This is a genomic window from Viridibacillus sp. FSL H8-0110, assembly GCF_038003565.1.
In the GTDB taxonomy this organism is placed as follows: Bacteria; Bacillota; Bacilli; order Bacillales_A; family Planococcaceae; genus Viridibacillus; species Viridibacillus arenosi.
Map to the genome: position 1 here is coordinate 1,852,661 of NZ_JBBOPJ010000001.1, position 25,381 is coordinate 1,878,041.

Here is a 25,381-nt window from a genome sequence, read left to right on the forward strand (position 1 = left end):
TAAAAATGTATAGTCCAAAATGGAGTAAAGTAAAAAAACAATTAAAAAGTTTTACGTGCGACTCATTAAAAGACCGAATCGATTTTCATATTATTAACTACCGAAAAGCCCATGATCAATTAGGTAGAGCAGTTATTACAGTGGATAAAAAAGAAATTTTTAGTATGTGTACAATCATAGCTGAAAGAGAAATGAATAGAAAAGAATGGAATATTAGAGAAGAGCAAAATGTTAAATACGATATTTATGATCATAAACATAACTTAGAAATGGGATTACAAGCTCATGAAATGATTAAAGAAGAGGGGATCTTGGCGCAGTATGACTTTTTTGATGCAGTAGAAGAATACCTTAGTTCCCCAATAGATACTTCTATAAAATCTACTGACATTATTATAAAAGTTCTATCCTTAATAGATAGACGAGTAGGAAAAAGAACATTAAAAAAACTCAATGAATCTTTTGAAACTGAACATGAGGGTATTAGATATTTTTTAAAATTAAGGTGTGATGCTGAGGGGATAAGATTTAGTTAATAAATCTCGGTATTTCCATATAAGTGCGCGATTCTTGAAGAAGCGTCTCATTTCTTATTCAACTAACCACGGGGCTTTAGTAGAATATCTTGGAGCTGTTCAGGCAGCTCTTTTTTATTTAACTAACTGGGCAGGTTAGATAAATAAGGTGTTTATTTTATCATTTAACAATAGAGTTACATGGACGAAGAAAAAGAAGTAATACAGTTTAATATTAATTATATAGAATAGTTACAGTTAATATATAAGAGAAATCGAATCAATAGGGACTCAAAAAAGTAGGTTTGGAAGAAGGAAGATTTTTGCGAAACAAATTACCGTGGTATTTAAATAAAGGATCGTTATATTTTTTCTGTATAATAACTCCTCCAATCGGTTATATAATTCTCGTTAGTAATTTAAAGAAATTTAAGTATGAGGAAAGAATTAGTTACCTTACGATTGCAACGATTATGATGTCTATATGGGTATTGAAATTTTTACCTGATAAATTAAGCTTTTATGTATGGAGCTTTATATTAGCGGTTTTAATAGGAAAATCTGTATTAAAAATAATAAAAAGGAAAGATAAATAGCTGTAGCTTTGTAAAAAAAGATTGATTATTTATTATATAGATTGATAATTTGTAAAGTTTGATTAAATCAACCCACCTCTATTGATTTCCAAGATGTGAGTTGATTTTTTTGTTGGATATTTATGTTAATATCAATATAAAGATTGTGTAGAATTTTACTTAAACTAACAGGGCAGAATAGTTTAACAAGAATTACGTAATTCGGAGGGGATACACATGGAGAAATATGAGGTAAAACAAATAAATAATCTGTTAAATTTTGATTTTGATAGTTTAGTAAAGCAAAGTAAAGAAGACGGTTTTCGTTTTGTAGAAAGATTAGTAAATGACTATAGAAATGGCAGTAATACTTTTAACCATTTTGGAGAAGGTTTATTTGGCGTGTTTAATCAAGAAGGTGTCCTTGTTGCTATTGGTGGATTAAATAAAGATCCATTTTCGAATGAACAGTCTATTGGTAGGCTGAGAAGGTTTTATGTTAGTAAAGCGTATAGGAGAAATGGTATAGGAAGCCTTTTGGTAAAAAGGATAATTGACGAAGCAAAAAAATATTATAAAATTATAGTGCTTCATACAGATACGGAACAAGCTGATAAATTTTATTCTTCTATAGGATTTTCAAAGGAAACTCTTTATCCAAATTCAAGCCACTTTATGGAGTTTAAAAGCTAAAGTGTTACCAAATTAACGTGGGCTTTACTTCAATAAGGAGTAGAGCCTTTTTCTTATTGAACTAACGGGGCAGGTTAGTTCAAGAGAGAGTGCTGTTTGATCTTTGTTCAATAATTGGGCCATTGTAATGGAAATTAGCCAATTCCAGACTTAAATCCAAAATTACAAATAAAGTTAAAAAAAATTGATAAAACAAAAACTTTTTTTCTTTTTAAAACGTTTAATAAATACTAACTATTAAATTTATTATGAAAGTAGTTGATATTTTATAGTGTTATAGATATTTGTTTAATATAGGTAGGAATAGAATTACAATTTAATCCTATTTTTAACTTTATTGTTTACAATATGAAACATCCGTAATATAAGTAAGAGGACTCTCTATTAAATTTTAAAAATTTTAAAATTAAGGTGGAATTTCAATGAATTATTTAAGTATAACAAAAAATCTGTTAATCGTTACTACAGTTTCTGTAGCACACTGTTAAATGGAGTAAGTGATGTAAGTTTTTTAGGAAAACCTGCAAAAGAAATTGAATATAAGGGATCACATCTTGTTACATATAAGCTGGAAACTATGAATTAAAGTTTGAATTCCTTAGTATATACAATGATACAAATGATAAAAATCCAAAAGTAGTTAGTTACAATGTTTATAAGTATTAATTTTTAATCAAGTGGAATGTAGCTGTGTAATAAAGTTATTAAAGTTATGAATGATTTTAATATTATTTATTTTTGGGATAGTTTTAACGGTTTGGGGTATTTATCGTATGAGAACAGATGATGGCTTATTTGGAAAAAATCAAAGAAACAAAATCTTATTCAATTTACTGTTAACGGGACAAGCTTCGGGTTTAGGACAATTTTTAAGTGGAATTCTGTGTATTATAGTAGGGGTTATCGCATTTATTGTGAAGTAGTTATAAACAAGAAATTTAGAGTAAATATTAATAATTTATACTTGAGATAGTATTATACTATTTTGAAAAAGGAGATACTAACATGCAAAAGTTATTAAAAACAATTATTTTATCATTAGTAGTATTTTTATTTGTAAGTGTTATTCCCGGGAAGATATCTGCAGCAAGTAATTATCAAACTGCACAAGTAAATGTGGATGGCTTGAATATTAGAACTGGGGCAAGTAATTCTGCTGAAATTGTTGCTCATTTCGTAAAAGGCGATGTTGTGAAATATACAAATTACGATAAATATTGGGCAAAAACAATTTTCAATAAGAAGACGGTATATGTGTCTCGTAAGTATTTGCAGACAATAGAAGTTCCGTCGAAATTGAAAAAGTTAAAGAACGTTACTGTATATAAATATGCAATTGGTCAAGACCCAACAGTTGCGGTAGATCGTAAGGCGAAAGTATATGCATTAGCAAGTAACTCATCTAAGGTGATTGGTACAGTACCACCTGGGGAATTTGTCAATGCACTTGCTTATGATGGTTATTTCTCAATAATTATTTACAAAAATCAAATTGGTTTTGTAAGTCGATGGGATTTACAGCCAGTTGATTTATAAACGTGTGCCATTCAGGCGCACGTTTTTTCTTTTTAAAAAAGTCAAATGGTTAATACGTTTATTTAATAATATGAAGATTGAACTAAGCAGAGTAGGCATAAAATTGCTTGCTCTTTTTTAGTTGGGTTTTACAAAGTTTTAAGGTTTTCGGGTGTGTTTGTATTACTTAACGATTTAAAAAGCGAAAAATTCGAAATGAATGGTCAGAAGTTAAATTTGTTTATTATATTTTGAATATTTGAGTTCCTTATTGAACTAACGGGGCAGGTTAGTTTAAGAAGAATTCGAAAATAATTACCCTAAATAAATATTATGAACATTGAAAACAAAACCCACGAAAGTGTAAAACTACACATAAATAGTGGTATTATATTAATTGTAAGCTTAAGATTGTCATATTGATAGCCATTTTCTTGAAGTATAGAAGGAAATTAATTGAACATTGAACTGGGGTGAAAAAATGTATTGGGATAGTCTACCAAAGTGGTTTTGGATAATTTACTATTTATTTTTAATAGCGACATTGGGAACTGCACTATTTAATGTTATTCGAATGAGAATGCTAAGTTTGTCCGTTATTACCATCGTTCTTACAGTAAGCGTTCTGATAATTAGTTTTGCAAACAGCATCGGGAGAGAAAAAGGAGTGAACGAGTTTGAGCATTTAGTAACTCAATTACAACAAGGTTCATTCTGGTCTATTTATGTAATCATCGCTTTCTTATATCTACTTGTTTGGTGGGTTATGTTTCTAATCAAAAATGCAAAGAAGGAAGTTTCTTATTAAGCTAACGGGCAGTTTACTTCAAGAAGGAGTTATACCCTATTTCGTAGAATTAATAGTTAAAGGGGAAATATGTATTTTAATATTTTTGATTTTGGAGGTGTTTACAATACCATACATTGATTTAAATTATTTACTAAATGCTAATATGATTTGGAACATTATTGAGCTTTTATTTGTTACTTCATGCATTTCAACTATAATATTCATTTTAACTAAGAGTCAAAACATTTCAATATTATCATCAGTCCCAGTCTTTTTTATCATTTCATTATTAGAAGATGGTGTTTCTAATATAGTTGTCCTATTAATTGTATTCTTAATGCAAGGTGTTATAGTATTTAGCATGAAGAATAAGGGAAATAGAGATGGTAGAAAAGACCATACTTAAAAATAATGAGGAATCCTCTTTGAGTTAACTTTAACAAAAGGTGGGCCCTTATTTTTTACCATTCGACTTTAGTTACCAGTTAATAGACAACCAAAATCGTTACTTAAATTGTTTGCAACCTTATTCAGCTAACGGGTGCTTTACTTGAAGATCATTGAGTTGCATATGCAACTCTTTTTTCTTTATTGAACTAACGGGCAGTTTAGTTGAAATAGTCAAAGAGATTTTTCATTTTAAATGAGGTGATTAGAATTAGAGGTTTAACTTTTGAAATTCCAAATGGTTATGGAAAATATTTGTTTGAAATTTTAAGTGATCTAGAACTTAATGGATTAAATTGGCGAATTGGAGGAGGAGAATCTTATATTATAGAAAATAACACATTAGGGGAGCCTTTATTTCCTTCTCTGTGTACAGTAAATGGGGAAACATTATCTGAGTTAATTTCAAAAGAAGAATATTATCTTATATTTGTCGATTTAAAGGCATTTGCGAATAAGTTAGATGTAAAAGAAATTGCAACTTATCAAGAATTTGTTGAAAGTGAATGTCAGTTTGTACTCTTAGTAGTGGATTCCTCATATATAACGATTTATTCAAAAAAACAAGACATAATTAAACAATTGTTTTCTAAGGGAGTAAATGCTGGTTACAAAAATGCGAAATATATTACAGATGAGAATGATAGCAGAACAACGTTGATTGCTTTCTAATACCCTATTGTAGAAGCAATTTGTAATATATTGAGTAGAGTTGTATTTAAACTATCGGCGCTTTACTTGAAGATCATTGAGTTGCATATGCAGCTCTTTTTTCTTTTTTGAACTAACGGGGCAGGATAGTTGAATAAGTGAAACCGTAAAACAATTTATAAGGTCATATAAATAAAGGGGGGAGTCTATAATAAGATATTTAAGCTTTATAACTCTCAGCGTAATGTTTTTGCTTATAGTTGGTTGTGCCAATATAGAGACGGATTCAAAAAAATTTGTTCCTTCTGATACTGATATTGTGAATAGAAATAATGGTGAAATTGAAAACGAAACCAGGTTAAAAGAATTTATCAAAAATACAGAAACAGGGCTAAAGGATAGTATTCGCGTTGTTGCTTACACGAAAGAAGGAGACCCAATACTAACTGATTTAACATATAACGGAAAGCAGCTTGAAATTACTGAGGATACCACTAGAGATGAGTACGGTAGTGGAGAAAGAAACACATTTGGATGCGAGGAAATTTTAGTTGAAGGAAACAAATACTCTATTATTGGTTGCCAAGGTTACGAAACACCTTATTACTTAGCAGAAGGTAATTAATGTGATTTTCGACTGTGTAATCCTCATCGACCTTCTATCACACCTTGATTTGAGTGCATCCTTCTTCAACTAACGGGTGCTTTAGTAGAAGATCATTGAGCTGTCCATACAGCTCTTTTTTCTTGTTCAACTAAAGGGGCATTTAGTTAAACAAAATTGTTCCAAATTGAAACTTTCCCCAATTCAAATCGTAAAAATAGTTAAATTAAACACATCCTTATTCTGTTTTACGACGCATAATCAAAAGGAGGAGAAATAAATGTATGAATACAAGTTTATTAAAATAGAGTTTAAAAGGTTATCTGGCAAACCTAATGAAGACTATCGAGAAGTAATTAAAAATCACGCAAATCAAGGCTGGCGTTTTGTTCAAATTTTCTCTCCTGACTTTGCAACTTCAGGAGTTGCAGTAGGATCATACTATGAATTGATTTTTGAAAGACCTATAAAATAATAAAAGAACAGAAATTATTCGTTATGAAAGTTTGTGAAATATTACACTTAAACTAACGGGTGCGTTGATCCAAGAAGGATTAACGCTCTTTTTGTTGAATCGATTGTACTAATGGGGAAGTTAGTTGAATAATATTCCCTTAATTTACTGATAGAAAGGATGTTTTTATTGCCTGTTGAATCTGAAAGACTGTTATTTCGTCCGTATACGGATGATGATTTTGATTTCCTTATGTCCTTATTAACTGACCCTGAAATGGTTCGATTTATTGGAAATGGAGAGACAAGAAACATATACGGTGGGAAGAATTTTTTAAGCTGGATATATAGTACATACAAATTTGGTGATAATTTGGGATTATTGCTGTTAGTTCGAAAAGAAGACAATGTTCTTATTGGGCACGCTGGTCTCGTTCCACAAGTAATTGAAAATGAAGAGGAAATAGAAATAGGGTATTGGATCGCTCGAGATTATTGGGGACAAGGATATGCAACAGAAGCTGCGATTGCACTTTGGAAATATGGAAAAGAACATCTAAATAAACAAAGATTTATCGCTTTAATTCAGCCTGAGAATGTCGTTTCGCAAAAAGTAGCTAAAAATATAGGAATGGTAATGGAGAAGAAAATAATATTAGGAGGGAAAAGCGTAAACGTATTTTCAATATCATAACAATGTCTTATTGAACTAGCTGTCCCAATCATTAGTGTAGTTCTCCTAATATTTATTACAGATAATACCCTTCTAAAGTGGAGGCTTCTAATAGTTGGAATAGTTCTAGTTAAAAGCTTCAGGTGAGCGTTAATTTATATACTAGATGTGATTTAATATAACAATTAAAGTTTGTGAAGAATTTCACTTAAACTAACGGGGGCTTTAGTTGAAGATCTTTGAACTGTCTAGACAGCTCTTTTTTTCTTCTTACTCAACTAAAGGGACAGGTTAATGGAATAAGCAGGTTTTTTAAGAAGGTTGTAGAAGAATATAAAATATGAGATTCATATAAGTAACGGACTAAATTTAAAGGAGTTGAAAGTGTGATAAAGAATAAAATGCATGTCAGAAAAGCAAAAGAAGAAGATGCACAAGGAATTGCGAAAGTTTCTGTTGATAGTTGGAGAACGACATATAAAGGGATTATACCTGATGAATTTTTAACGAATTTATCTTATGATAAACGAACAGAAGCTTGGAAACAAAACATTGCAAAAGAAGATAACTATGTTATTGTAGCTGAAAATGAAATGGGACAAATTATTGGCTTTGCGGATGCTTGGAAAAGAGAAACGAATCTCGAAGAAAATACCGGTGATTTAACGTCTATTTATTTACTAGAAGAATATCAGGGAATGGGCATAGGTAAAAAATTATTTAAGGAGTTATTTCTCCATTACAACAAATTAGGCTATAAAAAAGTATTTGTAGAGGTATTAGAAGAAAATAAAACGCGCTATTTTTATGAGTATTATGGCGCCAAGTTGGTTAAGACAGTTCAAATAAAGATTGGCGGAAAAGTATTAAACGAATCAATATATGAATGGGATTCGATTGATAAAGTTCTCGAAAAGTGTGAATAATTATAAAGAGAGTGAGGGAGTGTTATCTATTCCTCACTCTCTTTATTTGATTTAAAGTAGAATTTTATCAACAGTAAATGAGGAAAGAAACTATTAAAAGGGTCACTCGGTGGCAAGTGACCCTCGGTGAGTAGAAAATGGGTGTGGGTGTGTAAGGCTAAATTACCTTAACAATACAATTATTATTATGGGTTAGCTATCAAAAGAGGCTGTAGATTAATGTAGGAAGCTAGCGCCGACAATAATTAGAAGAATGAATAGGACAACGATTAAAACGAATGATGAATTGTTACGTCTGCCATAGTCATTATAGTTTTGATTTCCCATAATAAATTCCCTCCTTTCTATAATATATAATATGTATTGTTATAGAAAGGAGAGATGATATTCATCTAATCAATTATAAAATCATTCCTTTTGAACAACTTTAAAGAGCGTTACTAAATAAAATGTAGCAAAGCTTTTATATTTCCATTTCAAAATTAAATACCAATATTATCACTTAACAAGTTAAGGTGAAAATTTATCTACGGTACGATTTGAGAATTTCAGATAGTGGTCATTGATTGTCTTTATAGACTTATGTCCTGTTTGCTTTGCTATTGTCGCTAAATCAGCTCCACGCTCATGCGTATCTGTAACGAGTGTCTTTTGTTAAACCAGTCCATTTTTTAAAATCATTAAGGTAAGCTCTAGTTGAAATTTCTCTACTTATATACTTCTCGTGATTACCATTCGAAAGGGATACTACCAATTAAATAATCTTCATCCTGCAAGTTATATTTTTTTACATATTCCAGAATGGCCATCACAGTATCTAGTGTTAGTCTATTTTCTTCATTGACCTTTTGTTTCTTCAAATAAACATTCACCGACAAATCATCTAAATCAAAATCTTTTATCTGCATACGTACCATTTCACTAGGTAGACTTGCTGTAATTAAATTAACTAATCAAATTGCTTTTGGCCGTATTGGAAGTTCGCTGATCTTGGTGATTAGGTAATTAATTTTATAAAAAAGGGCAGTATTGTTGAAAAAGGATATTAAAAAATCTCAATAGGACTATTACTTCTCAAATATAGCGAGATAAGCAAATGAAAAACAGCACCACCACTATAAAAGTGTTGGTACTGCTAAATTTAACGATAAGTGGTTAGTTATTTAGAACGTACTTGCTAAATTATCAGCTTTTTCAAGCCCTGCGGAAATAATTTCTTCTGCTTTATCTGGGAATTGGTTGTGACCTTCAATAACTACTTTCATTATATCTTTAACACCGAAAAAGCCCATCATACTTGCTACATATTTAACAGCCATTTCTAATTCAGCCGCTGCTCCATTTGAGTACACACCGCCACTTGCATTTAATAATACAATTTTCTTATTACTAAGAAGGCCTACCGGTCCTTCTGCCGTATATTTAAATGTTTTGCCTGCGCGATTTAAGTAATCAATATATGTGTGTAGTACAGCTGGAATTGTTAAGTTCCATAATGGGAAACCAAATACAACTTTATCAGCTTCAAGGAATTGTTCTAAATATTTATCAGCAACAGCTACTGCTTTTGCTTCCTCCTCTGTTAAATCAAGTCCTCTACTAGCTTTAAATGTACCGTTAATCATATCAACGCCTACATATGGCAATTCTTCATTATACAAATCAAGCTCTACCACGGTATCATTTGGATGTGATTCTTTATAGCTCGCTAAAAAAGCGTTATATAATTTCACACTCACTGATTGGTCTGCTGGTCGATTGTTTGCTTTTACAAATAAAATTTTTGTCATTCTCTTATTCTCCTGTTGCTTCTCTTAAGTTATGATTAGCGTATTATTTTTCTTTACAATATCTGTTTGAAACTATATTCCATATCTCCGCCTAGAGCCTCGGCTGTATCACCAGTTTCCCTGAAATCGTGTGTATGAATTTCTTCAAACGGACCAAAATTTACTTGCTTATAAAATTCATAACATGGGAATCCATCATGTTCACCTTGAATATCGACAGTACCATCTATTTTGATCTGTACAGTTAATAGGTAGTCAACAGGAGGTGCAAATGAATTTAATGGGTTGCTAGCACTTGCACTCATTTGAAATCTGACGTCATCAGAACTCCATACAATATCAGTGCACAAAATATCTTTTGTACTAGCTTGCCCTGATCTTTTATTAACGGAACCATTTGGAGTTGTGATTCTTTCCGTTGTTATACCAGTATTTGCATGTGTGAAAATTTCTTTTTTATAAAAATCTACAACCACTTCTTGTTCTATTCTAGAACGCATAGCGTTTACAGCATTAGGTGTAAATTCACGTGAGTCACCTTCGAATTGAATCAAGTTTCCTGTTTTAATATCCTTCTTAGGTTCAGTCCAAGACGTCGGAATAAATACACTTGCTCTAATTTTAATAATGCTAGTAATAAGAAACACCTCTGTAATTTTAATTTTATATTGAGTAATCCATAGCATTGATTCATTCAGCAAAACAAGTCGCAATTTCTTTCGCATAATAGTCAATTGCTTTTCCTTTAATATTTGCTGCTTCTTATTCAAATAATGATACTCTTCTAATTCATATTTATATCTAGATTGTCTTTTTAAAACTGTATTCCATATCTCCATCTAGCGCTTTTGGAGTGTCACCAGTTTCTCTGAAATTATGTGTATATATTTGGAGCATATACTCTCCCTCCAATTTTAACGATGTTAGGCATGAGAAACCCCCATAATTTCTTTATTTTTGTTTCGGTGAATTTTATTTCTTTTATTCTAAAATATAGTCAACTTGATTGACTGTATTTCTGATAGTACAATGGAATTTACATATAGTCAACCAGTTTGACTTTTTATAAGGAGGTTTATGTATGAATCATAGTGAATTTAGTGAATTGGATCTTACATCACTTTTATCATTATCCTATAGTGCAACGATTAATGAACTACATGAAAGATTAAGCGAATTGGGATTTGGAGATATAAGACCTGCACATGGTTTTATGTTTAAATGTATCATACCTAATGGAGCAACTGGTATAGAACTATCTGAGTATTTAGGAATTACCAAACAGGCTGTAAGTAAAATGGTAGATTATCTCGAAAAGAATGGTTATGTTATGCGTCAAACTCATCCCACTGATAAAAGAGGGAAAATTATTGTTTTGACTGAACGAGGTTGGTTAGTAGTGAAAGCAAAAGAGAAGATACTAACTGAGGTTGAGGGACAGTGGAGTGAAAATATAGGTAGTGAACGAATGCAAATGCTTAAAGGAGATTTATCAAAATTAATTTTCAAAGAAAATGAAGGTAAATTATCATCATTCTCAAGACCTATTTGGTAAAATTGAGCCTATAAAAGGGAACTTTTTTAGCATGTTTAAATTCATACTAACAGTGTAACATTCCTGTGATTATATAAATTAGCAGCAAAGCCTTTTTCTACTTCAAGTAACGGAGCAGATTTGTTCAATAAGATATAAAATCGTAATTTTCTAGTTTCAACTAACGGGGCTTTCATTGAAGAAGAGCTATAAAAAATCAAACTTTTTTTATCAAACCGTATATTAAATTACCAGAAAAGAAAGCATTTGATCAATTAATGCTTTCTTTTTATTTACTGTAAAAAGTTATTTTTATAGTTAAATTTAATCAAACATTATTCCAAACCAACATTCAGACTATTGAATGAACTTTGCTAGATTGTATTGCTAGTTGACTTTAGAATCTTTATATTAAACGTATCAATCAAGTAATGAATAGAAGTAGTAGCTCTTAATGATTTCAATCGTATATAAGAGAGGGGCAGGGATATGGAACCAATTAAGAAAAAGATACAATTTAACATTCTCAGTAGTGATTCAACGAATGGCGATGGTGGTTTTGGAGTAGGGACACTCGATTTAAATAATATTACACCTGTCATTATAGATGTAGAGTGTGAAGACGTTTTTATAGATATGGAAGCATTACATGGGCGAAGTAGAATAGAGAAAAAAGTACGTTTTGCACCAAACCGTGAGCATGCAGGGCAAGATTATTTTAAATATTGGATTGTCTGGATTGCTATGCAAATCTCAAGTAGTGGTGCATATTATGCAGGCTGTACGGCAAGTGAAGTATTAGTTTCGAAAGAAGAAAGGCGCATCAAATTAGGTTATAAATCCCTTCCTGAGCAAGTTAATATGCTAGATAAGGCGATGAAGGGTAATGTGATTATAGATCATCTAGATTCGAAGTCGAAACAATTACTCTGTCACTTTTTGAAAAGCTTCAATGAGGAGTACTGGGAGAAAAGTCCGCAAATATTGAAGGAAAAACTCATATAGACGAGGGGGAACACAAAATGGCTTTTGTTATAACAGAGGCGTGTCAGGATGAAAAAGCAGCATCTTGTTTAGATGTATGTCCGGTAGATTGTATAAAACCTGTAGGTAACCAGTATCTGATAGACCCTAGACTATGTATTGATTGCGGTGCTTGTGAAACAGTATGTCCGGTTGAAGCTATCTATCATGAAGATGATTTACTAGAAGCAGATCAACCTGCGAGAATAATGGCTATAAATCACTTTAGAGCATAGTATTTTAAAGTTAATAAAATTGGGAGTTAAATCAGTCGAATGAGCATTGTTACTACATTTAAAGTAAGTTTATCATTACCAAAAAAGAAGGCAGTTTATCAATTAAACCGTATCAAAACGAAAGATTACTTATTGTATATTCTACTAATGCACTCTGTAATGGCGTTACCAAATGGCATACAGATGGCGAGTGAGTTTATAGCAAAAGGTGACATTGATAAAACCTTTCTAATAGTCTGCACTTTATACCCTTTATTAGTCATCTTGACAGGTATTACAAGTATTTCAGTTCTTGCAACGACAGGATTACTAATAAGAACCATTGCAAAGAGGAAGCTAGTATATCAGCTTCTTTGGAAAATGGCCATGTATGCATGTACATACCCGATTTTACTATATACGACAATTAATCTCTTTTACAAAACAAACACGATGATTCATATAACATTAGTCGTGCTGTTTTTATATATTTTCACAAAAATGATTTTAGCTTATCCGAAAAAGAAGAGATGACTATATAGTGAAACATGAATTTAAGAATAAATGAAATGAGTCAGGAGATGATCTACTCTTGGCTTATTTTTTATCATTCACATTAACTTTTTAAAGGGAATGGAATTACAAAATAGAATATGTAGTAGGGGGTGAACATATTGGACAAAACTCTTCCGAAGAAAATACATATTATAGGTTCAGTAGGTAGTGGTAAAACTACTTTGGCGAAAGAGCTTTCTCGTAAATTGGAAATACCTTATTATGAGCTAGACAATGTAGTTTGGAAACGAAGTGAAACAGATGAAATTAGGAGAACGGTTGACGAGAGGAAAGATGTATTAAATGGAATTATAAAGTCTGATTCCTGGATTATAGAAGGCGTACATAACGAAGAATGGGTTGCTAATAGTTTCAAACATGCTGAAGTAATCATTTTCTTAGATATAAATTATAAGGTGAGAACATATCGAATTATTAAAAGGTTCATTTTGCAAAAGTTGAAAGTGGAGCAATCTCATTACAAACCGACATTTGAAATATTCTTGAAGATGTTTAAGTGGAATAAATATTTTGAAGATGTGGGAAAACCAAATTTCTTTACGCGATATGATGATTGTCGGGATAAGGTTCTGATTGTATCGAATAGTAAAGGTATAAAGCGCTATTTTGAACATGTTAGAAAGGAACCCTTTATGTAATGTACCTGTTTAAATTGAATATTGATTTTCTTCAAATAAAAAAGCGTATTCGATATGAAAATCGAATACGCTTTTTACGGGAGGGTAATAAAAAAACGCTCTCTAATTTAACTTATTTAGTATTTTCCCGTTCTTCTCTTAATAAACCATACGAATAGAATCATAATACTGACCATTGTAATAAAGTGCTTTGTGAATTTTCGCTTCTATTTGCATACCTAACTTTTCACCAACACGAATCATACGTTCATTCCCTGACCATGTACTAAATGCAACACGAACCAATGGTAATGTATTAAATAAGTGGTTAATCCATAACTTCAAAGTACGTGTACCGAGTCCTTTTCTCTAGGTATTTACTTCATGGAAAACTATTCCTAATTCCAGCCAGTGTGAAGGCTCGTGTTCCCAAGCGCTGTTTCATTGATGTATTCGTTTTTACGTTAGTTCCAAAAATAAATTTATATTCAATAAATTATAACGTTAATTACTTCGTTGTTTTAAAGCACTAAACATTCTTGTCATTTCCTGTACTAGCACAGCATATCACTATTATATTCCATTTGTTTAGTAGGTTATAAGTAGAGAGTTTAACTTATAAAATGTCATTTTGATAAATAGGAGATGACAGAATTATCTAACAAATGTAAAATGGTAATAATTACATAAAATAGAAGGGGTGTTTAGGAATGAATGTACCACTAGTTTTATCGGAGTTCCTTGATCGTGCTGTAACACTATACGGTGATAAGGAAGCTGTGCAATGCGAAGGGAGAGTATTTACATACCGCCAGTTGGAAGGGCGTGTAAATCAACTTTCAAGAGGATTACAATCAATTGGAGTTGTAAAGGGAGACCGAGTAGCATATCTAGCTTCTAACACAGTAGAAATGCTTGAAGGCTTTTATGGCATATACCAATTAGGCGCGATAATGGTACCTCTAAATATCCGATTAAAACCAGAAGACTATTTATTTATCTTAAATCATAGTGAATCGAAGGTGCTATTAGTAGATCAAGATTTATACGAATTAATCTTGCCAATTAAAGACCTGTTACAAACAATCGAGCATATTATTGTGCATTATAAAGAAGAAGCTACGGAGGAAATTGGTTATGATGAGTGGTTAGCAACATTTTCTCCAGAACCAGTTAAACGTGCTGAATTGGATGAAAATGATGTCTGCAGTTTACTTTATACAAGTGGTACAACTGGGGATCCAAAAGGAGTTATGCTGACGCATCGCAACAATTATTTACATGCATTAAGTTCGATGCATCATTTGCGTGTAACAGATGAGGACATTTACTTGCATGTTTTACCGATGTTCCATGTAAACGGCTGGGGTGCTCCGTTTTATTATACAGCGAATGGCGCGACTCATATTTGCTTGAAGAAGGCCACACCAGAGGCAATTTTCCGTGAAATCGAAGCGCAAAAAGTAACAATTGTCCATATGGCTCCAACTGTACTTAATTCACTATTACAATATTATGATGAGCACAAGCCTGTCGTTGATCAAAAGGTACGTGTTGTCCTTGCAGGGTCTGCGCCACCACATGCTTTTATCAAAAAAGTGGAACAAGAACTTGGCTGGGAATTTATCCAGGTTTACGGTATGACGGAATCTTCACCACTAAGTCTCGTTTCTAGAATTCTGCCACAGTTCAGTGACCTATCAGATGACGAAAAATCACGTTTAAAAGTAAAAGCAGGATATCAGATGATTGGTGCCGAAGTAAAAGTAGTGGACGAGTTCGGGGAAGAAGTGCCTCATGATGGTACAGCAACAGGAGAAATAGTCGTTCGCAGTAATGGCGTAATGAAAGGCTATTGGAAAAATGAGAAAGCAACATTAGAAACAATTCAAAATGGATGGCTCCACACGGGTGATGTGGGAACCATTGATGAAAGGGGCTATTTCGAGATTACAGACCGCAAAAAGGACATTATTATCAGTGGCGGTGAGAACATTTCTTCTATTGAAGTAGAAGGCGTTCTATATGATCATCCCGCTATTTTAGAAGCAGCAGTTATTGCTATTCCTCATGAGAAATGGGGAGAAACACCACATGCGTATGTTGTTCTACGGGAAAATGCAGAAGTAACAGAACAGGAAATCATCGACTTCTCCCGTTCAAAATTAGCTCATTTTAAAGCGATTAAAAGTGTGACATTCACAGACGAATTACCAAAAACAGCATCGGGTAAAATCCAAAAAGTTCATTTACGAAATGAGCATATTGAGAGTATGAAAGTTTAAGCTCTCCAAACAGCCACCTAGATTAGGCTGTACTTTCAATGAAATGGACTCATAATTGGCGCTATTAAAAGCAAATATATTTATATAAAATTGCATATAATGAAAAAAAGTAAAGAGGTGGTCTAGTTGATCTTTATATTAGCCAGCAGCGTGCTAGCTTTTATACTCATACTTTCTGAATACTTGAAAAGCTCGAAAATCTTCAACGTATTTTATTTTATTTCATTAGTAAGCGTCATCTACACATTTGTAAGTTTCATTGATATAGGAGGATTAGAAGCTTTAAGTTATAGCATCATCTCTTTAATATTCGGCATAATTGGCGTAGGTGGTATGGTAATAACACTATGTAAACAAAAACAATTGAATATGTAAAAATTGGCCTTCACAGATTTTTTCTGTGGAGGTTTTTTGATTGTGAGACGGAATATGGGAGGTAGTTAGGACGTGAATATTTTGCTAAATAACAAAGGACCGAGTTAGTGCAACAAACGATGGAGTTAGTGCAACAAACGCCCTGGATAGTGCAACAATCAATGTACCTAGCGCAACAAACAACTTTTTCACTAGATCCAATCTCACAAAATATTAAAACCCCTTCAAAAAGCAACTTCCAAATTAGTTTAGTGATAAAATGGTAAATGGAAATATCAACCATGTGGAAAGGTCATACTATATAGATTATTGTTACTTTTCATGTGAGTACCTTATAAAAGAAATACTGTAATCTAAAATAGAACTAATAATTTTATAGAGTAAAATAGCAAATTACTTAAAAAGGAGAAATGTAAAATGCTTCAGAATGAATATATTCATTATCACCGTAATTACGGGTGGGATATAAATGATTATAAAGCAATGCTTAAATTTGCAAACAAGGGTCGGGAGCAACTGACATTTTTTAGTTATGGCTGTAACTTGGATAATAATTCGATTCATCGGCTAATAGAAGAATATTTTTTATCAGAGGATGTTAAAAGAAACGAGGATTTTATAGAAGTTGAATTTGATTGCTACGATTCAAATTTAAGTAATCAAATAAAAAGAAAGTATACAATTCGAAAATTTAATATTGAAGAAAAAAGATTGATTGAATTTGAAAATGAGGTATCTCAACATTCCGGTAAGCATATTCGATGTGATATCAATGTACGAGGACATTTCGAGGTGAAACTTAATAGCAAGCTTTATTCTACACTTGTATATAAAACATTGGATTGTTCAGCTGTATATCGAGAAGCGATAAAAGGTCAGTACTTATTTTTAATCGATACTGAATCGACCGACAATGAAGAAATGAGAAATAAAATGCATCTATTGCCTAAGAATATACAGTCACTTAATCTACCGATAAATTTTACAAAAATTCAAAAAGAGGTATATGTAAAATATTGGATTCGTCAAATTTTAGAAGAGATGAGATTAAAATAAAAGATGAAGAATTAAATTATCAGTAGCTAATTGAATTTTCTTTAAAAATATCTCTCTATACTTTAATGGGAATATATTTTATCGTTATAATGAAGTTAAATATTATATTAAATAGAGAGGTTAAAATAGTATTAATAACTACAGAAATAAAATAGGAGATTAAGATGAAGAAAAATAAATGGTTTTACATTATCAGTGGTATTTTAATTGTGATTGTAGCAGCAGGCTATTTTTTACCACGCCTTCTTCTTAACATTGCGTATTCCCCTCAATTAGGGGAGAAAGAAGTACCACTCGTAGAAAACTTACCCAAAGCAACTGACACATTAGAGATGAAAAATGGAAAATACTTATTAGCCTTTTCGGAATTAAAAAGTCAAAGTGATTCTGATACAGGAGCTTTTTACGTTATTGATGAAACAGGCCGTTTTTTATCGCAAAGCGTCAAGCAAGATCTATCAGAGCCAATCGGTATGACGACAGCCAACAATAAAGCGTATGTCGTTAATAACCGCTCTCTACAGCGTTCATCAATCGACTTGAAAACAGGTAAGATTGAGTCAATTAATATGAATAAACAATCAAGTAATTCCTTTTCACTTTATTCGAATAATGATTATGTTATTTATGATATTGCAGGGAGTCTAAATAACGGTCAAAAGCTTGTATATTGGCGACAAAATAAACCGAATGATAAGAAATCAATCGTTATTCCACACGGTTTTGCTCATTCCATGCATGTTGAAAAGGATGAGGCATACATTACGACGGCTGATCCGGATGCGATTACGTATATCCATCACGTCGACTTAAAAAACAATAAGGTCATTTCCTCAAAAAAATTAGATTTAGAGGATGAGGAGTATTCACAAACTGGTTTACCAAGCAATCCGACACTAGTATATTACAAAGGATATTTGTATTATACAGTCAATCAAATGAAGACTGTATCGGATACTGATGATACAATTATAAATACAGGGAAGCTTGTGAAAATTGACCCTAAAACTTTAAAAATCGTCAAAAAAATTTCGATTGGTGATGAAAATTTTAATCCAGGCTCACTAGCGGTTGTCGATGATCAAATTGTTATTTTAAGTGACTATTCAGAAGCGTATGTGATGAAAGATCAAGAACAGATGAAAAAACTTACTTTCAAAATACCACAGGATCAACGTTCAGCTCTAGAACAAAAAAGTACATTTACAGAACAAATAACCGTTAAAGGAAATAAAGCGTACATTTTCACTATGTATAATCTTCGCAATAATGATAGTGATGATGCTATTGAACGTGGTGAAATAAATGCTTTTAATTTAGCAAATGGTGAGCACCTATCAAGAACGGTCGTTAAAATGCCTTTATCCACCTACTTAACGATGACCTTCGCTGTCATTCAATAAATAAAGTTATTAAAAAAATAACTATTTTGCTAATAGGGCAATAATTACTACTACATAAGTTTTTTTCTACTATATAAACAATAGCCAGCTAATTGCATTTCAACACTGCGATTAGCTGGCTATGTTATTGATCAAGCCACAAACCTAGTCTCAAGAAAATTGCACCCGTAATCATTAAAGTAAGAAGAGGGACATATGCTACTCCACCAAATCCTGCAATAGATGCAAAATATGCAGTAATAAGAAGACCTACGCCTGATAGTATGCAATATAATCCGATTTTTCTTGTGACTTTTTCAGGTTTGCCTTTACTTCTTTCAGATTGATTATAAAAACCAATAAATTCAATCATGTTATATCGCCAAACTACTATACCTAAAGCAATGATGAGCAATGCAAAAATAATCTGAGAAGTGAACATAAATAGCATCATCGATACCTCCCAAACGAATTTTCTAGTTATATACGAGGAGTAATTATATATTCGAATTGTCTTATTTATAGTATTCTCCCAATATTCCAAAATACCTTTCGATAGAAAATGCAGCATTTAGGACGTGAATATTCTGCTAAATAACAAAGAGGTGAGTTAGCGCAACAAACAATAGAGATAACGCAACAAACATCCAAGTTAGCGCAACAAACATCCAAGTTAGTGCAACAAACATCCAAGTTAGTGCAACAATCAAATTCCAAATCTTATATCTAATTTCCACCAACCTGTCCCCATATCACCCAAAAGCCTCTATATAACTAATAAAGGGAGAGGGGGACAAACTAATGACATCCAAATTACTAAACACTACAGAAACATATTCAAAACTTCAATCATTTAAGTCAATTAGTAAATTGAACGAAGCAGTTAAGATGCATCGTCAGAATTTCAGCAATCAGCTAACTAAATCAGAACAAGCCACTTTAGATTTACTTGCACGTTTTGCGTGTAAATATATTGGAGTTTGTTATTTAGCGAAATCGAAAATTGCTGATATGTTGGAGGTGAATATTCGAACCGTGCGTCGTGCTTGTAATACATTAGAATCTCTTAGCATCATTAAGCAATATCCATTAAAGAGACATAATGGGGATCGTAGGCAATCGTCAAATGCTATTGTCATTCAAGCGCCAAAAGCAGATGTCCTACCGCAATGTCCGCCCAAAGAAGCCCCTATAAAAACTAGCAATACTAAAAATACATATGATACAGAAAAACGTGAAATAACTGATCAAGTAAATGAAAGTATTGCATTAAAAGAAGGCTTGATAACAAAATTACCTTCTGCCATCAAAGCAATTGCACCATTTTTCCAGATGGAGGAGCTTTACTGCATAGCGGGTACTGTTTACAAAGCAAAAGCAGCAGTCGACAGAAATATTTCTCTTGAGGAGAATGAAGACTTATATCGAAACGCTTTACTTTCAATTATTCATGCATTTAAGCGGGGAAAAATCCTGCATTTACATGGAGCAATTTATACAACAATTAAGCGTCTGACAAGGAGTATTCAAACCCAAGCATTAGCAAATGAGGTTTGGTATAACAAGGTGGTTAGCCAAATATAATTTCAACAAAAAAGCAGACTCCCAATATTGATAGGAATCTGTTTTGAGGAGAAGTTAAGTTTTAGGTTTTACATTTTTGTAGACGTTTACAATAAAGAGGACAACAGATAAAGCGACTGCTGAGCCACCACCCGATACACATAGCTCCATAATAACGCGTGGAACATCGACATAAATAAAGATCATGCCCAATAATAAGAACGGTAAACCGATATTAAATAACCAAAATTGAGCCTTAGCCAAAGTCGTCTCGCCTGCATCTTTATAAACAGAATAAATAAGTCCAATAATGGCAGCGGAAACCCATCCGACAAGGTTAATATGAGCGTGTGTTGCAGCCCACTTCAACTGAATAGTGTAATGCATAAACAGACCATAACCAATTCCTAACGCGAAGTACAGGACAGCAATCTTAATCCATTTAGCACCCAATCAATCCATCTCCTTTTTAGTATTAATACAAGTATATTCGCGAAATTCGATATCATTACTGATAATTCGAGGATTTGAAATATAATTTTGTATAAAATTGTATTTCAAAAAGTGAGGAGGTAAAGGCGCAAATATAGTAATCCATCTTAGTTGAAGACGATTCTGCGAAGTAAAATAAATTTATCTTCAAAATATTTTTATCATGCGTCATATTGAAGAAATGTACTCCTAATGTTATTGTTTTTATATTCTGAAAAATTCTCTGTGAGGATTTTACTGTTAAAAATATTTTAGTAGAGGGTGTATGACAATGTCAGTAGTAGCAATAAATATGATGAATGCTTTTACAATCGAAAAATTACGTGATAATGCCATTTCAAATGAACAAATTCTTGAGGGACTAGAAAAACAACAAATGGAAAACTGGAAAGAAAATGATCCAACGCTTAACTTAGATGATTTAGTAGCTTTATATCAAGATGATAAAAACACTCTTGAAAGTGCACTAACTCAAGGTTATTCCGTGAAATTTTTAACTTTCAATGGTCTGAAAAGCTTATTGAAATTCCGTTTTCATAAAATAGAAGGGGAAGACTATCAGCTTTGTGATTCAGGAATAATGGATTTAAATCTTTCAAAAGAAGAGCAACCTATTCTAGAGCAAATGCTTTCTATTAATTGGTATATTCAAGCACATACAAATGATTCATCAATCAATGTATTGCTTAAATAAAGGTTATAGATTGGTAGTGAATCCCCCAAAGCTGCAAGGTACATAAGGAGTTGAACTTAAAATTGAATATCAAAAAAATTTTTATAGCTAGCTCGGTGCTGGGCATACTATTTACGATTGGTATCACAGGGATGTCAAAGACAGCAGCTGCCCAAGCCTCACCAGCTGAAAAGTCCCTAAATAAAACATTAAAAGCAACAACAGCTGTGAATATGAGAAAAGGGGTCGGCACAAAATATAAAAAAATCATGACAGTTGAAAAAGGGTTGTTTGTGACTGCGAGTAAGTACTCGAAAGGTTGGTACAAAGTAAGTGCTAACGGTAAAACAGGATGGGTCTCTGGTAAATACCTAGCATCTGCACCGGCAAACTATAAGGAAGCAGGTCTTGTTGAATTATCCGAAAAAGAGGGCTTTATCATTGACTTAAAATATGCGACAAAGAAAAACTTCATGGGATATGCATTATACCCAAAAGACAGTAAAGCATTAGTGGCAAAATCAACAGCAGCAAAACTAAAAAAAGCCAATCAATTAGCACATAAAAAAGGTTATAAGATTAAGATTTGGGACGTATATAGACCTTTATCTGTGCAATGGGAAATGTACAACAAGATTCAAAACCACAACTATGTAGCTAATCCTGCGTTAGATTCCAACCATAGTAAAGGTGTTAGTGTCGATGTAACTTTAGTGGATTCTAAAGGTAAAGAGCTAAAAATGCCTACCAAATTTGATTCTTTTTCTACTAAAGCAGGGCGTTCATATAAAGGGAACTCTAAAACAGCACAAAGAAACATGGACTATTTAACAAAGATTATGACACAATCTGGCTTTAAAACAATCAATTCAGAATGGTGGCACTATAACGATTTGAGTAATACGCATCCAACTTTAGATGTACCTACGAAGTGATTATATTGATAGCAGACTTTAAGAAGTTCCTGTAGAATTGAAAGAAGCTATAAAGAAAAAAGAGCATTAAAAAGCACTACGCAATTTCGATTGCATAGTGCCTTTTCTTTTAAAATAACTAATTAAGTACAAAATCTACTTCTTTGTTTTCATATACATCTTCGCCATAAATAATGGTGCTTAAAATCTGAATATCTTTAATTAGAATTGGTTCGACTGATGTTAGGTCTTGATCTAAAACAACAAAATCTGAATATTTATCGACTTCAATAGTTCCTATTTTATCTTCTTCAAAAATGAGTTTCGCTCCATAGATTGTCATTGCTTTTAACGCAGTTTCTACATCAATTCTTTGATTTGAGCAAAGAACGATATCATCAATTGTAAGTCGATTTACAGCGGCCCATACAGAGAATAGTGTTGAAATAGGTGTTATTGGGCAATCTGAATGTAATTTATTGACGAGATAACTGAACCTAAATTGGAGAATAGTACAATTAGTAGGAGGGAATTACATGAAAATCAACTTACCTCATGCCGAGCTTAATGCTTTGCCAAAAATAGAATTACCATCACCTGAAATTACAGATATAAACCTATTTGATAATAGTTTAAGTACAATTCCAGAAGAAATCTATAAAATGAATAATTTAAAGGTGTTAAATATTTCTGCTAATAAGCTTAAAGAAATTTCTCCCAATATAAAAAATTTAAAAGAACTTACGATGATGGATTTAGGACACAATCAGATTGAAACAATTCCTACAGAAATAGGAAATCTTACGAATCTAGAGGGTTATTTATATCTTCACAATAATAAATTCGAAACGCTCCCGACTGAAATTAAGAATCTTAAAAAGCTAAAATATTTAAATTTAAGTGATAATAATTTCAGTGAATTACCATCAGAAATTGGTAAACTAACCAATCTAGTTGAGTTACGCATAATGAATAACAAACTTCAAAGCATTCCTGAAAGCTTTAGTATGTTAACGAATATTAGAGAGCTTCATATGAGAAATAATCAACTCAGTACTCTCCCAGAAATTTTTGAGAGTTTGATGTTATTACGAGTACTAGATATGGAAGAAAATCAATTAAAACAAGTACCGAAATCACTTGAGTACTGTAAGAAGTTAAGACGCTTGAATTTGAGACATAATCAATTGACTACTTTACCCGATGAAATTGGAAAGCTAGAAAAATTATTAGAATTAGATTTAAGAAGTAATCAATTAATTAAATTACCGGAATCTTTGATGGACATTAAAGGGTTAGAACGTTTAGATCTAAGATGGAATCATGACTTAGAAATACCGAAATGGTTAGGGAAATTAGAAGAAAATGGTTGTATTGTTTATTTGTAAACTGACTTACATAACCATTTTTATGATTAACACGAAGAAGGTATAAAAAACTTAAGTTTTTTATAAAATGCACTTTCTTATTAATAACCCGAAATCACTCCATGATTTCGGGTTATTTTAATTGAACTAACAAGCAGGGTTAAACAATTTCTCTTAAATAGGCCAATGCGGAAGAGTAAACAAGCTTTAGCTCATATCATAGGTAAACGTGTGTGCGTGTTTAAAGAAATTGGTCTCGGTACGGAGAGTTCATTCTAAGGAATGCTACTATACCAAACATAGGTATGACGGTTATTGATACAATTATTGTGTCAATGTACTATTTCTTTACGAATAATGCATAAAATATATTATGTCGGAGCATATACTTAAAAAACAAGAAACAGACGATAAATATTTAAATACATTCTATTTTATGGTATTTTCTAACAAGAAGGGGGAAATGTATATGATGTTTTTACCTTTATTATATGGCATTATCGTTGGTGTAGTTCTGGCAGTTATAGCATCGATGCTGAAGAAAAAAGGTACTCTAAAACAACAATTATCATTTACACGTTGACATCATTAGCTTTGGGAGTATCACTTATTGCATATGGATCTACAGTAGTAAGAGGATTTGAAGGTTTTGCTTATTTATTGTTAGGTAGTCCAATTGTGATGATTTGTATTTTTACAATTTGCATGACCTTTTTCAGTAATACAAAAAAACACCAAGTAATTTAATAATGATTTATCTTTTATAGGGCTGTCCCAAAGTAGGTGAAAACTGACTTTTGGGAACAGCTTTTTTTGTTTAATTTATTATATTAGCCTATCCAAAGCAATCTTTTTCATCATTTGAATGATAGCTTTCGTTGATACTGTATCGTCTAAGGATAAAATATCCTGATCATCATGCTCGATTTCTTTTAGGATGTTGATCTCTTTGTTTAGTCGTTCCATTTTACGATCTAGTTCAGCTGCAGTAAAAGCGGCTTCTCTTAACTCATTTGTTAGTCGTTCAGGAACTTGTTTGTTGTACTTGTAATAGATTTTATGTTCCAAACTTGCCCAGAAATCCATAGCAATCGTACGGATTTGCATTTCTACGTACACATGCTCTTCACGATCGGACATAAAAACAGGAATCTTCAAAATGACATGAAGACTTTGATAGCCATTTGGCTTTGGATTTTGAATATAATCCTTTACATCGATGACTTCGATGTCTGATTGAGCCTGAATCATTTCACTAATGATGTAAATATCAGAAACAAAAGAGCATGTAATTCGGATACCCGCAATATCCCTCATGTTTTCACGGATACCTTCCAATGTTGTAGGGATATTCTTTTTATGCATCTTTTTCAAAATACTTTCTGGTGATTTTATACGTGTATTGACATGTTCGATTGGATTATATTCATGTATTAACCGGAATTCTTCTCTTAAAATACGAACCTTAGTCCCGATTTCATCTAATGCAAATTTATAGGCCATCATAAAACGAGTTAGCTCTACTCGAAGTTCTTTCATATTTTGTTGCTCTATTAAATGTGTCATTGTAAAATCTACACCTTTCAAAATTAAATAAAATGGTTCAATCTATTTCCGTATATATCATACACTAGCTTCAGTTGAATCCCTAAGAAAAACCGTTTAAAGGTAAATATT

31 protein-coding genes and 3 pseudogenes are annotated in these 25,381 nt (G+C 32.2%); 23 read left to right on the plus strand and 11 right to left on the minus strand.

The window, feature by feature from the left end; genetic code table 11:
* Nucleotides 1-5: 5 nt before the first annotated feature.
* The 10 genes from MHH98_RS09240 to MHH98_RS09285 all read left to right on the plus strand — a co-directional run bounded on the left by MHH98_RS09240 (nt 6) and on the right by MHH98_RS09285 (nt 7,842).
* The gene (locus tag MHH98_RS09240) at nt 6-536 is read left to right on the plus strand and encodes an SF0329 family protein (protein ID WP_038182755.1); all 531 of its coding nucleotides are present in this window, start codon (nt 6-8) and stop codon (nt 534-536) included.
* Between the two features lie 791 nt (nt 537-1,327).
* A complete protein-coding gene (locus MHH98_RS09245) occupies nt 1,328-1,783 on the plus strand; it encodes a GNAT family N-acetyltransferase (protein WP_038182754.1) in 456 nt (151 codons plus the stop codon).
* 716 nt (nt 1,784-2,499) lie between these two features.
* Nucleotides 2,500-2,706 carry a hypothetical protein gene (locus MHH98_RS09250; RefSeq protein ID WP_076065332.1) on the plus strand — a complete coding sequence of 69 codons (207 nt, stop codon included), beginning with the start codon at nt 2,500-2,502 and terminating at the stop codon, nt 2,704-2,706.
* A gap of 82 nt (nt 2,707-2,788) precedes the next feature.
* Nucleotides 2,789-3,319: an SH3 domain-containing protein gene (locus tag MHH98_RS09255; RefSeq protein ID WP_076034983.1), complete on the plus strand. Its 531-nt coding sequence runs from the start codon at nt 2,789-2,791 to the stop codon at nt 3,317-3,319.
* Nucleotides 3,320-3,779: 460 nt separating this feature from the next.
* Nucleotides 3,780-4,106 (plus strand): hypothetical protein, encoded by a 327-nt coding sequence (locus tag MHH98_RS09260; protein ID WP_340712636.1) that lies wholly within the window; start codon nt 3,780-3,782, stop codon nt 4,104-4,106.
* 630 nt (nt 4,107-4,736) lie between these two features.
* Nucleotides 4,737-5,207: a DUF2691 family protein gene (locus MHH98_RS09265; RefSeq protein WP_340710996.1), complete on the plus strand. Its 471-nt coding sequence runs from the start codon at nt 4,737-4,739 to the stop codon at nt 5,205-5,207.
* A 229-nt stretch (nt 5,208-5,436) separates the two neighbouring features.
* Nucleotides 5,437-5,811, plus strand: coding sequence for a DUF4362 domain-containing protein (locus tag MHH98_RS09270; RefSeq protein ID WP_340710997.1), 375 nt, complete (start codon nt 5,437-5,439; stop codon nt 5,809-5,811).
* A 259-nt stretch (nt 5,812-6,070) separates the two neighbouring features.
* Entirely contained in the window at nt 6,071-6,265 is a 195-nt protein-coding gene (locus MHH98_RS09275; protein ID WP_340710998.1) for a DUF4177 domain-containing protein, read from the plus strand.
* 168 nt (nt 6,266-6,433) lie between these two features.
* Entirely contained in the window at nt 6,434-6,937 is a 504-nt protein-coding gene (locus MHH98_RS09280) for a GNAT family N-acetyltransferase (RefSeq protein ID WP_340710999.1), read from the plus strand.
* Between the two features lie 380 nt (nt 6,938-7,317).
* Nucleotides 7,318-7,842: a GNAT family N-acetyltransferase gene (locus tag MHH98_RS09285; RefSeq protein WP_038183226.1), complete on the plus strand. Its 525-nt coding sequence runs from the start codon at nt 7,318-7,320 to the stop codon at nt 7,840-7,842.
* A gap of 216 nt (nt 7,843-8,058) precedes the next feature.
* Here the strand turns inward: MHH98_RS09285 and MHH98_RS22070 are convergent.
* The 5 genes and pseudogenes from MHH98_RS22070 to MHH98_RS09310 all read right to left on the minus strand — a co-directional run.
* Nucleotides 8,059-8,130 (minus strand): annotated as a pseudogene (locus MHH98_RS22070) (YjcZ family sporulation protein); the annotation flags it as partial.
* A gap of 440 nt (nt 8,131-8,570) precedes the next feature.
* Complete coding sequence (locus tag MHH98_RS09295; RefSeq protein WP_143691532.1) at nt 8,571-8,759, minus strand: hypothetical protein; 189 nt, start codon at nt 8,757-8,759, stop codon at nt 8,571-8,573.
* A gap of 246 nt (nt 8,760-9,005) precedes the next feature.
* Nucleotides 9,006-9,632, minus strand: coding sequence for an FMN-dependent NADH-azoreductase (locus MHH98_RS09300; RefSeq protein ID WP_038182744.1), 627 nt, complete (start codon nt 9,630-9,632; stop codon nt 9,006-9,008).
* A 53-nt stretch (nt 9,633-9,685) separates the two neighbouring features.
* On the minus strand, nt 9,686-10,270 hold the full coding sequence (locus MHH98_RS09305) for a DUF3238 domain-containing protein (RefSeq protein WP_038183223.1): 585 nt from the start codon (nt 10,268-10,270) through the stop codon (nt 9,686-9,688).
* Nucleotides 10,271-10,433: 163 nt separating this feature from the next.
* A pseudogene (locus tag MHH98_RS09310) lies at nt 10,434-10,559 on the minus strand (DUF3238 domain-containing protein); the annotation flags it as partial.
* Between the two features lie 154 nt (nt 10,560-10,713).
* Between MHH98_RS09310 and MHH98_RS09315 the strand changes: the two are divergent.
* The 5 genes from MHH98_RS09315 (at nt 10,714) to MHH98_RS09335 (ending at nt 13,618) form a co-directional block, all read left to right on the plus strand.
* On the plus strand, nt 10,714-11,187 hold the full coding sequence (locus tag MHH98_RS09315) for a MarR family winged helix-turn-helix transcriptional regulator (protein ID WP_038182742.1): 474 nt from the start codon (nt 10,714-10,716) through the stop codon (nt 11,185-11,187).
* A gap of 477 nt (nt 11,188-11,664) precedes the next feature.
* Complete coding sequence (locus tag MHH98_RS09320) at nt 11,665-12,171, plus strand: YwhD family protein (protein ID WP_038183220.1); 507 nt, start codon at nt 11,665-11,667, stop codon at nt 12,169-12,171.
* 17 nt (nt 12,172-12,188) lie between these two features.
* The gene (locus MHH98_RS09325) at nt 12,189-12,425 is read left to right on the plus strand and encodes an indolepyruvate ferredoxin oxidoreductase subunit alpha (RefSeq protein WP_038182741.1); all 237 of its coding nucleotides are present in this window, start codon (nt 12,189-12,191) and stop codon (nt 12,423-12,425) included.
* A 39-nt stretch (nt 12,426-12,464) separates the two neighbouring features.
* Nucleotides 12,465-12,938 (plus strand): DUF1189 family protein, encoded by a 474-nt coding sequence (locus MHH98_RS09330; RefSeq protein WP_340712639.1) that lies wholly within the window; start codon nt 12,465-12,467, stop codon nt 12,936-12,938.
* A 140-nt stretch (nt 12,939-13,078) separates the two neighbouring features.
* Nucleotides 13,079-13,618, plus strand: a complete 540-nt coding sequence (locus MHH98_RS09335) for an AAA family ATPase (RefSeq protein WP_038182737.1) — start codon at nt 13,079-13,081, stop codon at nt 13,616-13,618.
* 112 nt (nt 13,619-13,730) lie between these two features.
* Here the strand turns inward: MHH98_RS09335 and MHH98_RS09340 are convergent.
* Nucleotides 13,731-14,029 (minus strand): annotated as a pseudogene (locus MHH98_RS09340) (GNAT family N-acetyltransferase); the annotation flags it as partial.
* A gap of 278 nt (nt 14,030-14,307) precedes the next feature.
* Between MHH98_RS09340 and MHH98_RS09345 the strand changes: the two are divergent.
* The 4 genes from MHH98_RS09345 (at nt 14,308) to MHH98_RS09360 (ending at nt 18,716) form a co-directional block, all read left to right on the plus strand.
* Nucleotides 14,308-15,882, plus strand: coding sequence for a long-chain-fatty-acid--CoA ligase (locus MHH98_RS09345; protein WP_038182734.1), 1,575 nt, complete (start codon nt 14,308-14,310; stop codon nt 15,880-15,882).
* 126 nt (nt 15,883-16,008) lie between these two features.
* Complete coding sequence (locus MHH98_RS09350) at nt 16,009-16,257, plus strand: hypothetical protein (RefSeq protein ID WP_038182732.1); 249 nt, start codon at nt 16,009-16,011, stop codon at nt 16,255-16,257.
* Between the two features lie 417 nt (nt 16,258-16,674).
* The gene (locus tag MHH98_RS09355) at nt 16,675-17,313 is read left to right on the plus strand and encodes a hypothetical protein (protein ID WP_340712641.1); all 639 of its coding nucleotides are present in this window, start codon (nt 16,675-16,677) and stop codon (nt 17,311-17,313) included.
* Nucleotides 17,314-17,477: 164 nt separating this feature from the next.
* Nucleotides 17,478-18,716 (plus strand): hypothetical protein, encoded by a 1,239-nt coding sequence (locus MHH98_RS09360; protein WP_340712643.1) that lies wholly within the window; start codon nt 17,478-17,480, stop codon nt 18,714-18,716.
* A 124-nt stretch (nt 18,717-18,840) separates the two neighbouring features.
* On the opposite strand, the gene MHH98_RS09365 is transcribed toward MHH98_RS09360, so the two are convergent.
* Nucleotides 18,841-19,149 (minus strand): hypothetical protein, encoded by a 309-nt coding sequence (locus MHH98_RS09365; protein ID WP_340712645.1) that lies wholly within the window; start codon nt 19,147-19,149, stop codon nt 18,841-18,843.
* A gap of 136 nt (nt 19,150-19,285) precedes the next feature.
* Entirely contained in the window at nt 19,286-19,432 is a 147-nt protein-coding gene (locus tag MHH98_RS09370; RefSeq protein ID WP_340708936.1) for a hypothetical protein, read from the minus strand.
* Between the two features lie 64 nt (nt 19,433-19,496).
* On the opposite strand from MHH98_RS09370, the gene MHH98_RS09375 reads away from it, so the two are divergent.
* Nucleotides 19,497-20,279: a hypothetical protein gene (locus MHH98_RS09375; RefSeq protein ID WP_340712647.1), complete on the plus strand. Its 783-nt coding sequence runs from the start codon at nt 19,497-19,499 to the stop codon at nt 20,277-20,279.
* Nucleotides 20,280-20,333: 54 nt separating this feature from the next.
* Here MHH98_RS09375 and MHH98_RS09380 read toward each other — a convergent pair whose 3' ends face one another.
* Nucleotides 20,334-20,711, minus strand: a complete 378-nt coding sequence (locus tag MHH98_RS09380; protein WP_038182725.1) for a hypothetical protein — start codon at nt 20,709-20,711, stop codon at nt 20,334-20,336.
* A 310-nt stretch (nt 20,712-21,021) separates the two neighbouring features.
* Here MHH98_RS09380 and MHH98_RS09385 point away from each other — a divergent pair, with 310 nt between their 5' ends.
* On the plus strand, nt 21,022-21,444 hold the full coding sequence (locus MHH98_RS09385) for a hypothetical protein (RefSeq protein WP_076035002.1): 423 nt from the start codon (nt 21,022-21,024) through the stop codon (nt 21,442-21,444).
* 62 nt (nt 21,445-21,506) lie between these two features.
* Nucleotides 21,507-22,358 (plus strand): M15 family metallopeptidase, encoded by an 852-nt coding sequence (locus MHH98_RS09390; RefSeq protein ID WP_083671678.1) that lies wholly within the window; start codon nt 21,507-21,509, stop codon nt 22,356-22,358.
* A 118-nt stretch (nt 22,359-22,476) separates the two neighbouring features.
* On the opposite strand, the gene MHH98_RS09395 is transcribed toward MHH98_RS09390, so the two are convergent.
* Nucleotides 22,477-22,848, minus strand: a complete 372-nt coding sequence (locus tag MHH98_RS09395) for an amidohydrolase family protein (protein ID WP_340713533.1) — start codon at nt 22,846-22,848, stop codon at nt 22,477-22,479.
* Between the two features lie 25 nt (nt 22,849-22,873).
* Here MHH98_RS09395 and MHH98_RS09400 point away from each other — a divergent pair, with 25 nt between their 5' ends.
* Nucleotides 22,874-23,725, plus strand: a complete 852-nt coding sequence (locus MHH98_RS09400; protein ID WP_340712649.1) for a leucine-rich repeat domain-containing protein — start codon at nt 22,874-22,876, stop codon at nt 23,723-23,725.
* Nucleotides 23,726-24,529: 804 nt separating this feature from the next.
* On the opposite strand, the gene MHH98_RS09405 is transcribed toward MHH98_RS09400, so the two are convergent.
* A complete protein-coding gene (locus MHH98_RS09405; protein ID WP_038182718.1) occupies nt 24,530-25,270 on the minus strand; it encodes a GTP pyrophosphokinase in 741 nt (246 codons plus the stop codon).
* Nucleotides 25,271-25,381 lie beyond the last annotated feature (111 nt).

Coding starts and splice junctions, on each gene's coding strand:
- MHH98_RS09300 (WP_038182744.1), bottom strand. CDS start 9,632: ATGACAAAAATTTTATTTGTAAAAGCAAACAATCGACCAGCAGACCAA.
- MHH98_RS09295 (WP_143691532.1), bottom strand. CDS start 8,759: ATGGTACGTATGCAGATAAAAGATTTTGATTTAGATGATTTGTCGGTG.
- MHH98_RS09400 (WP_340712649.1), top strand. CDS start 22,874: ATGAAAATCAACTTACCTCATGCCGAGCTTAATGCTTTGCCAAAAATA.
- MHH98_RS09240 (WP_038182755.1), top strand. CDS start 6: ATGTATAGTCCAAAATGGAGTAAAGTAAAAAAACAATTAAAAAGTTTT.
- MHH98_RS09250 (WP_076065332.1), top strand. CDS start 2,500: ATGATTTTAATATTATTTATTTTTGGGATAGTTTTAACGGTTTGGGGT.
- MHH98_RS09360 (WP_340712643.1), top strand. CDS start 17,478: ATGAAGAAAAATAAATGGTTTTACATTATCAGTGGTATTTTAATTGTG.
- MHH98_RS09315 (WP_038182742.1), top strand. CDS start 10,714: ATGAATCATAGTGAATTTAGTGAATTGGATCTTACATCACTTTTATCA.
- MHH98_RS09375 (WP_340712647.1), top strand. CDS start 19,497: ATGACATCCAAATTACTAAACACTACAGAAACATATTCAAAACTTCAA.
- MHH98_RS09355 (WP_340712641.1), top strand. CDS start 16,675: ATGCTTCAGAATGAATATATTCATTATCACCGTAATTACGGGTGGGAT.
- MHH98_RS09260 (WP_340712636.1), top strand. CDS start 3,780: ATGTATTGGGATAGTCTACCAAAGTGGTTTTGGATAATTTACTATTTA.
- MHH98_RS09385 (WP_076035002.1), top strand. CDS start 21,022: ATGTCAGTAGTAGCAATAAATATGATGAATGCTTTTACAATCGAAAAA.
- MHH98_RS09330 (WP_340712639.1), top strand. CDS start 12,465: ATGAGCATTGTTACTACATTTAAAGTAAGTTTATCATTACCAAAAAAG.
- MHH98_RS09345 (WP_038182734.1), top strand. CDS start 14,308: ATGAATGTACCACTAGTTTTATCGGAGTTCCTTGATCGTGCTGTAACA.
- MHH98_RS09255 (WP_076034983.1), top strand. CDS start 2,789: ATGCAAAAGTTATTAAAAACAATTATTTTATCATTAGTAGTATTTTTA.
- MHH98_RS09325 (WP_038182741.1), top strand. CDS start 12,189: ATGGCTTTTGTTATAACAGAGGCGTGTCAGGATGAAAAAGCAGCATCT.
- MHH98_RS09365 (WP_340712645.1), bottom strand. CDS start 19,149: ATGATGCTATTTATGTTCACTTCTCAGATTATTTTTGCATTGCTCATC.
- MHH98_RS09405 (WP_038182718.1), bottom strand. CDS start 25,270: ATGACACATTTAATAGAGCAACAAAATATGAAAGAACTTCGAGTAGAG.
- MHH98_RS09275 (WP_340710998.1), top strand. CDS start 6,071: ATGTATGAATACAAGTTTATTAAAATAGAGTTTAAAAGGTTATCTGGC.
- MHH98_RS09245 (WP_038182754.1), top strand. CDS start 1,328: ATGGAGAAATATGAGGTAAAACAAATAAATAATCTGTTAAATTTTGAT.
- MHH98_RS09285 (WP_038183226.1), top strand. CDS start 7,318: ATGCATGTCAGAAAAGCAAAAGAAGAAGATGCACAAGGAATTGCGAAA.